This window comes from Roseovarius tolerans (assembly GCF_028885395.1).
Taxonomy (GTDB): Bacteria; Pseudomonadota; Alphaproteobacteria; order Rhodobacterales; family Rhodobacteraceae; genus Roseovarius; species Roseovarius tolerans.
Window position 1 is genome coordinate 678336 of record NZ_CP118494.1, and the last position, 13736, is coordinate 692071.

At 65.1% G+C, this 13736-nt stretch carries 13 protein-coding genes; 8 read left to right on the forward strand and 5 right to left on the reverse strand.

What is annotated here, in order from left to right; all coding sequences use genetic code 11:
• The first annotated feature begins 110 nt into the window (after window positions 1–110).
• The gene (locus PVU19_RS03245; RefSeq protein WP_050662340.1) at window positions 111–2063 is read left to right on the forward strand and encodes a lytic transglycosylase domain-containing protein; all 1953 of its coding nucleotides are present in this window, start codon (window positions 111–113) and stop codon (window positions 2061–2063) included.
• A gap of 8 nt (window positions 2064–2071) precedes the next feature.
• Here the strand turns inward: PVU19_RS03245 and PVU19_RS03250 are convergent, their stop codons facing one another.
• Together PVU19_RS03250 and PVU19_RS03255 are read right to left on the reverse strand one after the other, a co-directional pair.
• Window positions 2072–3706: an MFS transporter gene (locus PVU19_RS03250; RefSeq protein WP_050662339.1), complete on the reverse strand. Its 1635-nt coding sequence runs from the start codon at window positions 3704–3706 to the stop codon at window positions 2072–2074.
• A complete protein-coding gene (locus PVU19_RS03255) occupies window positions 3703–4389 on the reverse strand; it encodes a thiamine diphosphokinase (protein ID WP_050662338.1) in 687 nt (228 codons plus the stop codon). The genes PVU19_RS03250 and PVU19_RS03255 overlap by 4 nt, the downstream gene beginning before the upstream one ends.
• Before the next feature lie 149 nt (window positions 4390–4538).
• On the opposite strand from PVU19_RS03255, the gene PVU19_RS03260 reads away from it, so the two are divergent.
• Window positions 4539–6695 (forward strand): hypothetical protein, encoded by a 2157-nt coding sequence (locus PVU19_RS03260; RefSeq protein ID WP_235575762.1) that lies wholly within the window; start codon window positions 4539–4541, stop codon window positions 6693–6695.
• Between the two features lie 185 nt (window positions 6696–6880).
• On the opposite strand, the gene PVU19_RS03265 is transcribed toward PVU19_RS03260, so the two are convergent.
• Both PVU19_RS03265 and PVU19_RS03270 read right to left on the reverse strand, forming a co-directional pair.
• A complete protein-coding gene (locus tag PVU19_RS03265) occupies window positions 6881–7534 on the reverse strand; it encodes a ChrR family anti-sigma-E factor (RefSeq protein WP_050662337.1) in 654 nt (217 codons plus the stop codon).
• Window positions 7535–7544: 10 nt separating this feature from the next.
• Window positions 7545–8213, reverse strand: coding sequence for a sigma-70 family RNA polymerase sigma factor (locus PVU19_RS03270; protein ID WP_082237518.1), 669 nt, complete (start codon window positions 8211–8213; stop codon window positions 7545–7547).
• A gap of 119 nt (window positions 8214–8332) precedes the next feature.
• Between PVU19_RS03270 and PVU19_RS03275 the strand changes: the two genes are divergently transcribed.
• From PVU19_RS03275 to PVU19_RS03300, 6 genes are all read left to right on the forward strand, one after another.
• Window positions 8333–9631, forward strand: a complete 1299-nt coding sequence (locus tag PVU19_RS03275; protein ID WP_050662336.1) for an NAD(P)/FAD-dependent oxidoreductase — start codon at window positions 8333–8335, stop codon at window positions 9629–9631.
• On the forward strand, window positions 9628–10383 hold the full coding sequence (locus PVU19_RS03280) for a DUF1365 domain-containing protein (RefSeq protein WP_050662335.1): 756 nt from the start codon (window positions 9628–9630) through the stop codon (window positions 10381–10383). The genes PVU19_RS03275 and PVU19_RS03280 overlap by 4 nt, the downstream gene beginning before the upstream one ends.
• Window positions 10380–11621 carry an MFS transporter gene (locus PVU19_RS03285; RefSeq protein ID WP_235575760.1) on the forward strand — a complete coding sequence of 414 codons (1242 nt, stop codon included), beginning with the start codon at window positions 10380–10382 and terminating at the stop codon, window positions 11619–11621. The genes PVU19_RS03280 and PVU19_RS03285 overlap by 4 nt, the downstream gene beginning before the upstream one ends.
• Window positions 11622–11625: 4 nt before the next feature.
• On the forward strand, window positions 11626–12186 hold the full coding sequence (locus PVU19_RS03290; RefSeq protein ID WP_050662334.1) for a DUF3833 domain-containing protein: 561 nt from the start codon (window positions 11626–11628) through the stop codon (window positions 12184–12186).
• Window positions 12183–12917: an SDR family NAD(P)-dependent oxidoreductase gene (locus tag PVU19_RS03295; protein WP_050662333.1), complete on the forward strand. Its 735-nt coding sequence runs from the start codon at window positions 12183–12185 to the stop codon at window positions 12915–12917. Before PVU19_RS03290 ends, PVU19_RS03295 begins: the two co-directional genes overlap by 4 nt.
• A gap of 66 nt (window positions 12918–12983) precedes the next feature.
• The gene (locus tag PVU19_RS03300; RefSeq protein ID WP_050662332.1) at window positions 12984–13310 is read left to right on the forward strand and encodes a DUF3775 domain-containing protein; all 327 of its coding nucleotides are present in this window, start codon (window positions 12984–12986) and stop codon (window positions 13308–13310) included.
• A gap of 12 nt (window positions 13311–13322) precedes the next feature.
• On the opposite strand, the gene PVU19_RS03305 is transcribed toward PVU19_RS03300, so the two are convergent.
• Window positions 13323–13721 (reverse strand): c-type cytochrome, encoded by a 399-nt coding sequence (locus PVU19_RS03305; protein WP_050662331.1) that lies wholly within the window; start codon window positions 13719–13721, stop codon window positions 13323–13325.
• Between the last annotated feature and the right edge of the window lie 15 nt (window positions 13722–13736).

Below are 13736 nucleotides of genomic sequence, written 5' to 3' on the forward strand. Positions count from 1 at the left end.
GGTCGGGTTGGCCATCGGCGGCGGATCGCGCATGGTGTCACGCATCGTGAATGGACGCGGGCGCGCAGGATGCCTAGGCTGGCGACGTCTATCCTTCGGCAAAGCGGGAAATGCAAGAGATGTTGCGCGTGCTCACGCTGGTTTTCGGGCTGATTTCCCCGGTTTTCGCCGCTCAGGCGGCTGATTTGCCGCGTCTCGCGCCGCGCCCTTTGGCCAGTGCGCTTGACGCGATGCAGGCCGGACGCTGGGAGGTCGCGGCGCGGCTTGCGGCGCGCGATGGCCAGGCGGCGGCGGATCTGATCGAATGGCACCGCCTGCGCGCGGGGCTGGGAGAACCGCGTGACATCCTCGCGTTTCTCGGGCGGAACGCGCATTGGCCCGGCCTCGATTACCTGCGCCGCCAGAGCGAGGAGGCGATGACCCATGCCAATTTCGATGATGTGCTGGCGTTCTACGACGGAGGCCGCCCGCAGACCGGCACCGGCGCGCTCAACCTCGCGCGTGCGCTCCTGGCGCGCGGACGGCAGGGCGAGGCCGAGGCGAGCGTGGTGCTGGCCTGGCGCACGCTCGACCTGAGCAGTGCCGAGCATGACGATTTCCTGCGTGAGTTCGACACTCTCCTGCGCCCGCATCACGCCGCGCGGCTGGAGATGGCGCTCTGGCGTGGTCTGCGCGATGTCGAGGACATGCTGCCGCTGGTCAGTGCCGAGGTGCGCACTTTGGCGGAGTTGCGGGGCAAGGTGAAGCGCGGCGAGGCGGAGGACCTGACCGAGGCACAGGAGAGCAACGCGGGTATCGCGTTCGAACTGTTTACCCGGCACCTGAGCAACGCGCCCGAAGAGGCGATCGCCGTGCTCTTGCGTCAAAGCCGGGCCGAGGGCGGCTTGGGTGAGCCCGAGCGATGGGCCAGTTGGCGTCGCGCCCTTGCCCGGCAGAAGATGCGCGACGGCGAGGCTCGTCTGGCCTATGAGATCGCGTCGGTGCATCAACTGGTCGAGGGGGCGAATTACGCCGATCTCGAATGGCTTTCTGGCTACCTTGCGCTGACCTATTTCGATGCGCCGGACCTCGCGCTGGATCATTTCCAGCGGTTCCGCGCCGCGGTCGGCACGCCGATCTCATTGGGGCGCGCGGGCTACTGGATCGGCCGGGCGCAGGACGCGCTGGGCGATACCGAGGCCGCGCAGCTCGCCTATGCCGAAAGCGCGGCATACCAGACCAGTTTTTACGGGCTTCTGGCCGCCGAAAAGGCGGGGCTGCCGGTGGATGACGCGCTCGGCGGCACCGAGGCGTTCCCACCCTGGCGCGCGGCAGAGTTTGCCCGAGGCGACCTGCACGAGATCGGGACGCTGGCGCTTCGGATGGGAGATCTGGGTCTGGCGCGGCGGTTTTTCATTCATCTGGCGGACAGTCAGGACCGGACCGGTCTGGGCCAGATGGGGCAGATGCTGGCCGAACTGGAGCAGCCGCATCTTCAGGTGATGCTGGGCAAGGCGGCGGCGGAGCGTGGCATCGTGATCGAGGCCCCATATTATGCGCTCCACCCGATGACGGGCATGGATCTGCCGGTGCCGATGGAACTGGCGCTTGCCATCGCCCGGCGCGAGAGCGAATTCAATCCGGTCGTGGTGAGCGGGGCAGGGGCGCGCGGTCTCATGCAACTCATGCCCGGCACGGCGCGCGACATGGCGCGCGATCTGGGGGTGGCCTATGACCGGTCAGACCTTTTGACCGAGCCTGTGTATAATGCGCGGCTGGGTTCGGGCTATCTGGCGCAGCTTGGCGCGCGCTTTGACGGCAATATCGTGCTGATGTCGGTAGGATATAACGCAGGTCCGGGGCGGGCCGCGCAATGGATCGACGCCTATGGCGACCCGCGCGGGCAGGGCGCGCATGAGATCGTCGACTGGATCGAGCACATCCCCTTTCGCGAGACCCGTAACTACGTGATGCGCGTCGCCGAGAGCCTGCCCGCCTACCGCGCCCGCCTTGGCAAAGCGCCGCTGCCCATGCCGTTCACCCGCGAACTGGCAGGTCGCAGCCTGTGCCCTTTGGGCGAGTGACGGCCTGTTCAGTCCTGCGTGCGCAGCCGTGAATTCTGCACCATGGCCACTGCAAGCAATGGCAGTCCCACGGTCACCAGGCTCACCAGAATCAGCAGGATGCCGAGATCGGAATAATCGGCGGGGGTCGTGACTTGCCCGGTCTCGCGATCCGTCACCTCGCGGGTGATGACGAACACGTTGTTGAGGTATTTCGTCAGCAGCGAACTCGCCGACAGCGCAAGGTTGGTGAACGAGGCCATGACGGCAAAGAACGTCGCCTTGAGGTCATTCGGCGCGTTGCGTGCGATCCAGGCCAGCATCGGGATCATCGCCACTTGCCCCAGGGGCGATTCCACCGCCGTATCCAGAATGGCGATAAAGCGGGCGTCGACGATGCCCCCGGTCAGCGGCGCGGTTATATCCTGAATGCCGTAGTAGAGCCCGATATTGGGCAGCGACAGAATGCCCCCCGCCAGCGTCAGCAGCACCACGATGTAGACAATCGGTTTGCTGGCCATCAGCGGGCGCAGGATCACCATGCCCACCAGTGTCAGCACCGAGGTGATCAGCGACAGGATCGACAGGAACTGTTGATCAAAGCCCAGCACGTCGATCGAAAACCACGTATAGCCGTCGCCTGGGCGCGGCACTGCGCGGAAGATGAAGATGACCACCGCCGTGCCGATCAGCGCCCGCGCCTGCGCCTGTGTCAGCACCGCGATCAACTGGCGCATCAGGAGCAGCACGATCGTCATGGAGCCGACAAAGATGATCTCCTGCCCATAGGTGATATCACTCAGCCCCACCGTCAGAGAGATCGCCACAAACCCCGCACCGCCGATGAAATACCACGGGTTGGGCTTGGTGTCCTCGTCGGGCCGCTCAAAGAGCGCATCGGCCTCGGCCGGGTCGAGGCCACGCCGGATGAACCCCCGCCGCGCACGGATTTTCTGGATACCCGCCAGCACCACGCCCGAGACCGACACCACCGGAATGAGCAGCGCAGTCAGATAGATGGTGGCGTAGATCTGCCGCTTGGCGTCGTCGTCCATCGCCTCAATGCCCGAAAACATCGAGATATTGAGCGTCGCCACGGCCACCGTCCCCAGGATCAGCGCGAACCGGCCAAGCGTCTGCATCGTGGTGTGCATGGCGCGCGATTGCTCCAGCCCGATCTCGCGGCCCTCGGCATCGACGCGCGGCACCGCTTCGACCGACATCGCGTCGGCCACCGCGTCTTGGATCACCAGACCGCAGGGGGCCAGCAGGTAAGAGGTGATGTACCACGCAGCCATCGGCATGATCGCGGTCATCATCTCGGTCTGCGTCAGCAGCAGGTACATGATGAAGACCGACAGCCCGATCAGCCCCGCGCCGAGATAGACCAGCAGCCATTTCCAGCGCCAGATGATATCGACCAGATGCCCCAATGGCATTTTCAGCGCCCAGGGCAGCCCAGCCCAGAAGGCAAGCCCCGCCAGATAGGCCGCGGAGAGATCAAGATACTCCTTCACGAAGAAGGTGCCCACGATCATCGTCAAACCCGAAAAACCGGCGGCGAAATAGACCATCAGCGGCGGCAGGAACGTCCAGCGCATCTGCCGCCCGAGATCGAAGACGACCGCGTCGACCCAGCTTGCGATCCGGCCTGCCGCACTCATCTCGGGTTGGTCCCGTCAGGCCAGCGGGCTGCACTCTCGGCAAGGGCGGCTACCACGCTGCCCAGCCTGTCCAACGGCAGCATCACCAGCATCTTGGGCGCGGTGAAGGTCAGATGCACCGGCCCCGTGGCCGCGTTCGACGTGCCGATCTGCCCATCAGGCGAGAAATTCAATCCGCGAATCGGCCATTGCAGCCCGTCGGACAGGCCCTCGACCGCGCCCATCGGAAACAGCGAAACGCGACAGCCCGCAGTCAGTGGTAGGTGGATCGCAGGCGGGCAGAGGAACATCAGATCGGTCTCACCCAGCAGGACACAGCGTTGCGCCGGATATCGCACCAGTGCGTTGCAGGCCGCCATCTGATGATCGAGCCGGTCACCGCAGAACCCGACGCCCAGAATCAGAGGTGCCGTGACGCTGCGCAGGCATTTGTCGAAATCGGTGCTGTCCTGATCCCGCATCTGGTGCAGAACGGCCTCTGGCAGGGCGCGTCTTGCGGCTTCCGAGATGCTGTCGAAGTCGCCGATCACCGCGCGTGGCGTGATGCCGTGGGCAAGCGCGCGGTCCGCCCCGCTATCGGCTGCGACGACCAGAGGCGCGACCTCGAGCGCCTGATCGAACAACTGGTCAGAAAGGCCCGCTCCGCCGACAAGCGTGATTGGATCGCTTTCGTGAACAATCATTTATCGAAGCCCTTATCGTTGCGTTAACTCGTCTGATGACACATTCTGACCACGAAATGATACGGTAAAGATCGAAGAATCGTGCCGCTTTGGTCTTGGCGGTCATGGTAAACACTGTCTTTGCAGGCAAGCAAAGCGAGCTTTTAAATATGGTTGGTTCAAGCAAGATTCTCACAGTCTCCTACGGCACGTTCTCGTGCACGTTGGAAGGTTTCGACGATTCATTCGACACGATGAAGGCGATTGCGGAATATTTCCGCGATCTGGCCTCCGATGACCGCTATTTCGGGGCAGAGCCGCCGACGCCGGATGCCGAGATGCTGGCCCGGATCGCCGAGCGCGAAATCTCGCGCCGGGTCGAGGCGCATGAACATCAGGGCCGCATCGTGCTGCGCGCCAACGAGAGGCAGGCCACAAGCCAGCCCGCCACCGAACCGCAGCAGCCCGCCGCCGAGGCGACACAGCAAGCGACTGCCGAAGACGCACCGAGGCAAGAGACCGCCGCGCGCACCGCCCTTGCGGCACCGCTGGCAGACCCGGTTGCGGAGCCGCCCCGCGCAGAGACCCCGCTGGCCGAAGACATGGCCGCCGACACTGCACCCGAGGCCCCGACCGAGCAAAGCACCCCTGCGGTTGCCACGCCTGAACCCGAGGCCGTGGTCGAACCGGAGCATGAGCCCGAGGCTATAGCCGAACCGGAGCTCGAGCCCGAGGCAGCCGCCGAGATGGAGCCCGAGGCCGTTGCAGAGCCCGAGATCGAAGCATCTTCGGACCCTGAGACGCCCGCGCACGTCGCCGAGGAGCTGCGCACGCCGCTCGCCGCCGATCCCGACAGTTTCGCCGCCAAGCTGCACATGATCCGCTCTGTCGTAAGCGGCGACGCGCCGTCTGCAGATGATCAGTACAGCGAGGACGAACACGCCCAGGATTTCGTGCAGCCAGAGACCGACGATACCGCCTTCTGGCCCGATACCTACGAGGAGGACGCTACGGCGGAAGTGAGCCCGGAACTCGACGATCTTGTCGAGGATGCCGCACCCGAACCGGCGGAACGCGACAGTTTCGAGGATACGCTGGCCGCACTGATGTCGGATGCGCCTGCGGAACCCCAAGCGCCGGTCACGGCGGAGGTTTTGCAAGACGAGACTGCCGAGGATCTGCCCGAAGAGATCGCCGAAGCCGCGCCGGAACCTCTTGCCGAGGACGACACGCCGCTGGCGGCGCAGGAAGCGGAGGATGCACTCGAGGCCACCGCCGAGCCCATGGAAGAGACGGCCCCCGCCGCCCAAGCCCCGGTCGCCAGCGTGATGAAAGTCAAGCGCGCAGAGCTTGAAGAGGCGATCGACCAGGGTCTGTTCGAAGAGGATGACGACGAGGCCGAAGCCGACAACACCGACAATCTCTTTGATGAGACGGAGGCCGCGCTCAGCCCCGAGGATGAGGCTGAACTCCAGCGTGAGCTGGCCGAGGTCGAGGCGGAAATGACACCGGATGCGACGGCAGAGGATGTGCCGGACAACGCAGAGGATATTGCAGAAGACGAGCCGACCCCGGCCGCCGAGGCCGTAGCCCCCGAGGCAGACCCCGAGATCGAAGATCCCGCGAAGGAGACCGGGGCCGGACGTCGCAAACTCGCCCGCGCCGAGGCCGGGAACGACCTGTCGCGCATCTTTGACGAGACCGACACCCAACTCGAGGCCCCGGCGTCCAGCCAGCGGCGAAACACCATCCAGCACCTGCGCGCCGCGCTCGCCGCGACCCGCGCCGAGAAACAGGCCGGATCGGAACTCAAGCGCGATGTGGATGATACGCCCTATCGCACCGACCTTGCCGATGTGGTGCGTCCGCGCCGTCCGCAGGCGGTGACGTCCGAGGCCCGCAGCTCGCGCCCGACCGAGAGCCGCCCCGCGCCGCTCAAGCTGGTGGCCGAGCAACGCGTCGACACCCCGCGTGATCCGGTGCGCCCGCGCCGCATCTCGGCAGCCGATGTCCACGCCAAGATCGACACCGACACGGATGGCGGTTTCGTCGCCTATGCCGATGAAATGGGCGCCTCCGCCCTGCCTGATCTGCTGGAGGCGGCGGCGGCCTATCTCGCCGACGTCGAAGGCCGCCCGCAATTCTCGCGCCCGATGCTGATGGGCAAGCTCAAGGAGATCGAGAAAGACAATTTCTCGCGCGAGGATGGCTTGCGATCCTTTGGCAGGCTGCTGCGCGAAGGCAAGCTGCAAAAGCTGTCCGGCGGTCGCTTTGCCGTCACCGAAGAGACCGAGTTCCGGGCCCAAGACAAACGGCAGGCGGGCTGACCCCCAGGCCCGGCACCGCGCCACGCCTGACCGGCACTGCATAGAAGAAAACAGCACCGCCCACGCGGTGCTGTTTTCATTTGGGGTGTCCCGTCAGTAGTGTTCGTTCGAGGGGATGAATCACGCTTCGGCCGGATTGTCAGAGGCTGGAGGACAACGACGACCCGCCCGGCGCGCGCAGGCCCTCAGATCCGCAGGAACGGTTGCGCGAGGCGCGGCATGATCGAGCGGAAACGCAACGGCGCATCGGTCGCGGCAAGGCAGATGCAATCCGCGCCGATATCTGCGACCGGGGTATGGCTCAGATCTTCGTTCGCCACCTCGATGTCACCGGGGCCGAAATGATCCACCTCGTCAACGAACGCGCCCTGCAGTACCAGTGTCAGTTCGGTGCCGCGATGACCGTGATCGGGCACCGAGGCCCCGGCGGGAATATACAGCAGCCGCGCCGTGGCATCGCGCGACGTCGGCAGGATTGCCTGTTTGACCCCCATGCCGACAGACCGCCAGCGCACGCCCTGCAGATCGCCCCCGACATAGTCGCGCAGCGGAGCGGGCAGGTTATGCGATGCCTTGCGCGGCGCGGGTTTCTCGACAGGCGCGCCAGCCCTTATCAGCGCCATCGTCGCCGCGAGGCTGTCGGCCCCCATCTCGACGGCTTCGCTGCGATCCAGCAGCGTGCCGCCCACCGTGTCGAAAGAGGCCAGTCGCGCGCGGCACTCGTCGCACATCGAGATATGCGTCGCCACCGTCAGGCTGAAGGCTTCGGGCAAAGCTCCTGCCGAATAGGCCATCAGCAGGGCGTCGGTCAGATGATGTTTGATCGCGGGTTGTGTCATGGCATTCACTTCATTTCATTGCGTGGCGCAAACGGTCCAGCGCCAATCTGATACGGGATTTGATCGTGCCGAGCGGCAGCCCGGTCTGTTCGGCGATCTCGGAATGGCTCAGATCGCCGAAATACGCCTTTTCGATCAGCACCCTCTGTTTCTCGGGCAGGGCGGCGATAGCGTCGCCCAGTTGGTCACTTTCCTGTTGCAGGGCCAGCACATCGGCCTGATCCGGTTCCGGGTCCTGCCCCCAGGGCAGTTCCTCGGGTTCGGGTCGTCTTTGTTTGCGCAGCGCGTCGATCTTGCGATTGCGCGCGATGGTAAAGATCCAGGTCGCAGCAGAGGCGCGCGCGGGGTCGAACATATGCGCCTTCTGCCAAAGGGCCGCCATCACCTCTTGCGTGCATTCCTCGGCCAGGGTCGAATCCGCACCGGACCGCATCAGAAATGCCTTCACCCGGGGCGCGAAATGCCCGAACAGCCGGGCAAAGGCTGCCTCGTCCTGCGCGTCACGAATACGGGCGATACAGGCCACCCAGTCCTCGTTCTCAATCTGTCGTGTCGTTCCGCTCTTCGATGTCACGATTGCCGTTCCTGCCACCTTGCCCGCTCTTGACCGCCTCCTATCATGCGTCGCCGGTACGGGCGAGGGCGCAGGCGCGTCAATGAGTGTGGCTTCGGTGTACATGAGCTTGATACGCGGCTTGGCAAGGATCGGATCACCGGACCGGCCAAATTTCTTTCTAATCCGGTTGCGCGCCCGTCACGTAAGTCTTTGCAATACTCAAAACGCAGGTAACGTCACTCATGCCATTCGAAACCGGCGCGGTTGCGCGCAAGAGGGTTGCCGTCATCGGCGCGGGAATCTCGGGAATGGGCGCGGCAGAGCGTCTTTCGGCCTCTCACAACGTAGTGCTCTTCGAAGCCGCGCCGCGCCTTGGCGGGCACGCCCGCACGATCATTGCGGGCAAGCATGGCGAGCGCCCGGTCGATACCGGCTTCATCGTGTTCAACTATGCCACATATCCGCATCTCACCGCGCTCTTTGACCGGCTCGATGTGCCCGTGGTCAAGAGCAACATGAGCTTTGGCGCCTCGATCCGGGGTGGCGCGTTCGAATACGGGCTCGATAGTGCGGCGGCGTTCTTCGCGCAAAAGCGCAATGCCTTCAATCCGCGATTTCTGACCATGCTGCGCGACATCTTCCGCTTCAACGCGGGCGCGCTTGCCGCCTCGGCGGAGCCGGGGCTGACCATCGGCGGGCTGATCGAGAAGATGCGCCTTGGCCGCTATTTCCGCGACTACTATCTGCGGCCCTTCTCCGGCGCGATCTGGTCCACTCCGGTGGAGAAAATCCTGGATTTCCCGGCCCATGCGATGGTGCAATTCTTCAAGAACCATGGCCTTCTGGGTTATGACGAGCAGCATCAGTGGTTCACGGTCGAGGGTGGCTCGATCTCTTATGTGGACCGGCTGGAGCAGGCGATGCGCGCCAAGGGCGTCGATATCCGTCTCGGCGCGCCGGTGGCCGGGGTGGTGCGCCTTGATGACGGCGTCAAGGTCCGTGCGACGGGCGGCGACTGGGAACTCTTCGACGAGGTGGTGATCGCAGCCCATGGCGACGATGCGCTGCGCCTTTTGTCGGATGCCGACGAAACCGAGCGCGCCGATCTTGGGGCGATCACCTATCAGCCCAACGACATCACCCTGCATGCCGATGCAACGGTCATGCCCAAGCGGCGCGCAGTCTGGTCGTCCTGGAACTATACCGAGGCGAAGGTCAAACGCAGCGGCCAGATCGACCTCACCTACTGGATGAACAGCCTGCAACCCATTCCGCAGGACGATCCGCATTTCGTGACCCTCAACACCACCCGCCCCATTCGCGAGGAACTGATCTATGATCAGGTCACCTTGCACCACCCGGTCTATGATCTGGCCACGCTGGCCGCACAGGGCCGGGTGCGCGCGATGAACGGGCGGCGCAACACGTGGTTCTGCGGGGCTTGGATGCGACACGGCTTTCACGAGGACGGGCTGTCGAGCGGGTTGGAAGTGGCCGAGGCGATCTGTGCCCGCGATTCGCTGTCGGTGGCGGCGGAATGAGTGCGGTCGATCATATTGCCGGCCACACCTGGCACGGACGCAAGGGCGCGGTCGAGAACGCGTTTCGCTACGGAATTGATTATGTGCTTCTGGATGCCGAAGCCCCGCTAGAGGCGCCACGCCTCTTTGGCCGCAACCGGACCGGGCTGGCCTCGGTCTGGGACCGCGATCATGGCGGCGCGCCCAAGGCGGGGCGCGGTGCCGCCTGGGTGCGCGAGACTTTGGCCGAGCGCGGCCTGCCCGCCCCCAACCGGATCGAGCTTTTGACACAGCCGCGCGTGTTGGGCCATGTCTTCAACCCGGTCTCGTTCTGGATCTGCCGCGACGCGCAGGATGACGTGCGGGTGATTATCGCCGAGGTGTCCAACACCTATGGCGAACGGCACTCCTACCTGTGCCACCGTGACGACCTTGCGCCGATCACGGCGCAGGACCGCCTGCATGCCAACAAGATCTTCTACGTCTCTCCCTTCCTCCGCATCGAGGGTGGCTATGAGTTCCGCTTTGATCTGCGGCCCGACCGGATCGGCATCTGGATCGATTTCACCGGCGGCAATGGCGGCGTGATCGCCACGCTTGTCGGCCCGCGCAAGCCGCTCACGACCGGGGGTCTGATGATTGCCGCGCTGCGCCGACCCTTCGGATCGCGCCGGGTGCTGGGGCTCATTCACTGGCAGGCGCTCAAGCTGTGGTGGAAGGGCGCGCGCTTCCGCTCGCCGCCGCCACCACCCTCCGAGGAAATCAGCCGGTGAGCCACACGGCCACCATATCCGCTCCGGGCCTTGCCCCGCGACTGCCCGGCTTTGCCGTCTTTGCCGCCCTTCTGGCGGCGGCGGGGCTGCCGCTCTATATCCATGCACCCAAGTTTTATGTGGATGAATACGGCGTGTCGCTGGCCGCTCTCGGCTCTGTGCTCTTCGTGCTGCGCCTGCTCGATGTGGTGCAGGACCCGCTGCTTGGACGGCTGAGCGCGCGGCTGCGCAGGCACCGTGCGATAAGCGTCGCCGTGGCTGTTGCGGCGATGGCGGCGGCAATGCTGGGCCTCTTCGCGGTGACCCCGCCGATTGCGCCGCTCTGGTGGTTCGCTGGCATGCTCACCGTGGTCTTTTCCGCCTTCAGCTACCTCACCATCTGCTTTTATGCCCAAGGGGTCGCAAGCGCCGCCTATCTGCCGGGCCAAGGCCATCTGCGCCTGGCCCGCTGGCGCGAAACTGGCGCGCTTCTGGGTATCTGTGCCGCCGCCGTGGCCCCGCTGGCCCTTGGTGGCTATGCGGGTTTCGCGGTGGCGTTTGCCGCCCTCGCCCTCGTCGCCGCCCTCGCCATGACCGGGCAATGGGGCGCCACCGACGTGCCCGACGGCACCGGTTTTGGCCCGGTCCTGCGCGATCAAACCGCGCGGCGGCTGCTGATCGTGGCGCTGTTCAACGCGGCCCCCGTCGCGGTCAGTTCCACGCTCTTTCTGTTCTTCGTCGAAAGCCGCTTGCAAGCGCCGGGGTGGGAGGGGCCGTTCCTTCTCATATTCTTTCTGTCCGCTGCACTCGCCGCCCCGGCGTGGAGCAAGCTGGCCGAGGTCTACGGGGCCAAGCGCGTGCTCCTCGGTGCCATGGTGCTGGCCATCGCGGCCTTTGCCTGGGCCATCATGCTGGGTGCGGGCGATCTCTGGGCCTTTGGCATCATCTGCGTCGTCTCCGGCGCAGCCGTGGGCGCGGACATGACGCTGCTGCCCGCGCTTTTCGCGCGCCGCCTATCGGATATCTCGCCCGGTGCTGCCGAAGGGTTCGGCCTTTGGTCGTTTGTCTCGAAATTCACCCTCGCGCTTGCCGCCGTCAGCCTCTTGCCGCTGTTGCAGGCGGGCGGTTTTGCCGCCGGACAGGACAACGACGAGGCTGCCCTGCGCCTGCTCAGCCTGCTCTATGGCGGCCTGCCCTGCGCGCTCAAACTCATGGCCATTGCGCTCTTGGCCCGAACAGCGATTGAGGAAAGGAGCTGACCCGATGGACGCTTTTGGTTTCATACTGCTGGGGGCCGCGATCATGCTGGCGCTCATGCTGCTCAAGGAGCGGCTCACAGGCTTTTCCGCGCAAACCCCGCAGGATTACGCAACGCTGGAGCCGCATTTCGACCTGCGCGAACATCTCAACGGCCCGATCAAATGCGAGGGCGTGATCTATGGCCCGCTTGGCCGCGTCGCCTCGCGCTTCACCGGCGATTTCGAGGCGCACTGGCAGGGCAATCGCGGCATCATGCGCGAGCATTTCGACTATGACAGCGGCAACAGTCAGGATCGCGAATGGCGGCTGGAACTGGGCAATGACGGCTCCATCCGCGCCGAGGCGGATGATCTCGTGGGCCCCGGGAGCGGCCAGCAGATGGGTGCCGCCACGCGGCTCTCCTATCGCATCCGCCTGCCCAAGGAGGCGGGCGGCCATGTCCTGAGCGTCACCGACTGGATGTATCTCACGCCGGGGGGCGTGGTGGTCAATCGCAGCCAGTTCCGCAAATTCGGGATCAAGGTGGCGGAACTCGTGGCGACGATGCGCCGGGTGGACGCATGACCGACTGGCAGGGCAAACGCTATTGGCTGGTGGGCGCGAGCGAGGGGCTGGGTGCGGCCCTGGCCCACAAGATCAACGCGGCAGGCGCCGAGGTGATCGTCTCGGCCCGCAATGCCGACCGGCTGGAGGAACTGGTGCAGAGCCTACCGGGGCGCGCACGCGCCGTGGCGATGGATGTCTGCGACGACGCCAGCGTGACCGAGGCGGCCAAGGCGGTAGGCGAGATCGACGGTCTGGTCTATCTCGCGGGCGTCTACTGGCCGATGCCATCGACCGAGTGGCAGGCCGAAGAGGTCACCGCCATGGCCGATGTGAACTTCACCGGCGCTGTGCGGACCCTGGGCGCGGTGATCCCCGGCATGGTAGCGCGCGATGCGGGCCATGTGGTGCTCACGGGCTCGCTCTCGGGCTTTCGCGGCTTGCCGGGGGCGATCGGTTACACCGCCTCCAAGGCAGGCGTGATGAACCTCGCCGAATCGATGCGCGCCGATCTGTGGCGCACCGGTGTGCGCGTGCAACTGGCCAATCCCGGCTTCATCAAGACGCGGCTGACCGACAAGAACGATTTCAAGATGCCGTTCATCATGTCGCCCGAAGATGCAGCGCAGGAGATGTTCGAACTGATGTGCGATGACAGCGCCTTTCAGCGCCATTTCCCGCGCCTCTTCAGCTATCTGTTTCGCCTGTCGCGGTTCCTGCCGGACTGGGCCTATTATCGGCTATTTGCGTAAGATCAAGGACGGGGGCGAGCCCTGTCGGCATTCCTGTGCTAGACTAGCGCAACAGGAGACTATGCCATGATCGACATCACCGTTCACAAGATCGCGCAGATCATTCTCATGTCCCGGGAACTGGACCGGGCCGAGGGTGAACTGCGCGCCTTCATCGACCGATTGACCGAGGAGGAGCAGGCGAGCCTCGTCGCCGTCATGTGGATCGGACGCGGCAGCTTCGAGGCCGAGGATCTCAAAGAGGCCAAGCGCACCGCCTATCAAGAGGCGACCACCCCCTGCGCCGATTACCTGCTCGGCACGCCGCATCTGTCGGATCATCTGGAAAACGGCCTCGACGCGCTCGGCCTGTCGGCTTCGGATGACGAGGACGAATTGATGCGCGGCGGGTGACCCCCGCCGGCGTCACCCCTCCTGAATGCTCTCCAGATAGGCCATCAGCGCCGCAAGCGGGCGGGGCGTGGGTGTCAGCACCCCGTCGCCCACATCGACCGGCACCGTATCGCCTTCCAGCAGCAGGCCGAATTCCGGCATCTCCTTGCCGGGCAGATCGGTGCGGTCATAGCCGTCGATGACTGACAGCACATGCGCGCGCGGGAATGTGCTGTCCATCGTCAGTTGCGTGAGATCCGCAGGCGGCGGCGTCATGCCAGCGGCCCATGGCCCGTCGCCGGTGCCCGATGCCCCGTGGCATTGCGCACAATTCTCGGCATAGAGCACGGCCCCCTCGCGCGCATCCGGCATGGACACCGTCTGCGCACAGGCCGCCAGTGCCGCGGCTGTCAGAATGGCTATGGTCCGCATCGCTCGTCCCTCGCT

What these genes read in the sequence shown, in the direction of transcription:
- PVU19_RS03245 (WP_050662340.1), top strand. Translation starts at nt 111, where the DNA reads ATGCAAGAGATGTTGCGCGTGCTCACGCTGGTTTTCGGGCTGATTTCC.
- PVU19_RS03250 (WP_050662339.1), bottom strand. Translation starts at nt 3,706, where the DNA reads ATGAGTGCGGCAGGCCGGATCGCAAGCTGGGTCGACGCGGTCGTCTTC.
- PVU19_RS03255 (WP_050662338.1), bottom strand. Translation starts at nt 4,389, where the DNA reads ATGATTGTTCACGAAAGCGATCCAATCACGCTTGTCGGCGGAGCGGGC.
- PVU19_RS03260 (WP_235575762.1), top strand. Translation starts at nt 4,539, where the DNA reads ATGGTTGGTTCAAGCAAGATTCTCACAGTCTCCTACGGCACGTTCTCG.
- PVU19_RS03265 (WP_050662337.1), bottom strand. Translation starts at nt 7,534, where the DNA reads ATGACACAACCCGCGATCAAACATCATCTGACCGACGCCCTGCTGATG.
- PVU19_RS03270 (WP_082237518.1), bottom strand. Translation starts at nt 8,213, where the DNA reads ATGTACACCGAAGCCACACTCATTGACGCGCCTGCGCCCTCGCCCGTA.
- PVU19_RS03275 (WP_050662336.1), top strand. Translation starts at nt 8,333, where the DNA reads ATGCCATTCGAAACCGGCGCGGTTGCGCGCAAGAGGGTTGCCGTCATC.
- PVU19_RS03280 (WP_050662335.1), top strand. Translation starts at nt 9,628, where the DNA reads ATGAGTGCGGTCGATCATATTGCCGGCCACACCTGGCACGGACGCAAG.
- PVU19_RS03290 (WP_050662334.1), top strand. Translation starts at nt 11,626, where the DNA reads ATGGACGCTTTTGGTTTCATACTGCTGGGGGCCGCGATCATGCTGGCG.
- PVU19_RS03295 (WP_050662333.1), top strand. Translation starts at nt 12,183, where the DNA reads ATGACCGACTGGCAGGGCAAACGCTATTGGCTGGTGGGCGCGAGCGAG.
- PVU19_RS03300 (WP_050662332.1), top strand. Translation starts at nt 12,984, where the DNA reads ATGATCGACATCACCGTTCACAAGATCGCGCAGATCATTCTCATGTCC.
- PVU19_RS03305 (WP_050662331.1), bottom strand. Translation starts at nt 13,721, where the DNA reads ATGCGGACCATAGCCATTCTGACAGCCGCGGCACTGGCGGCCTGTGCG.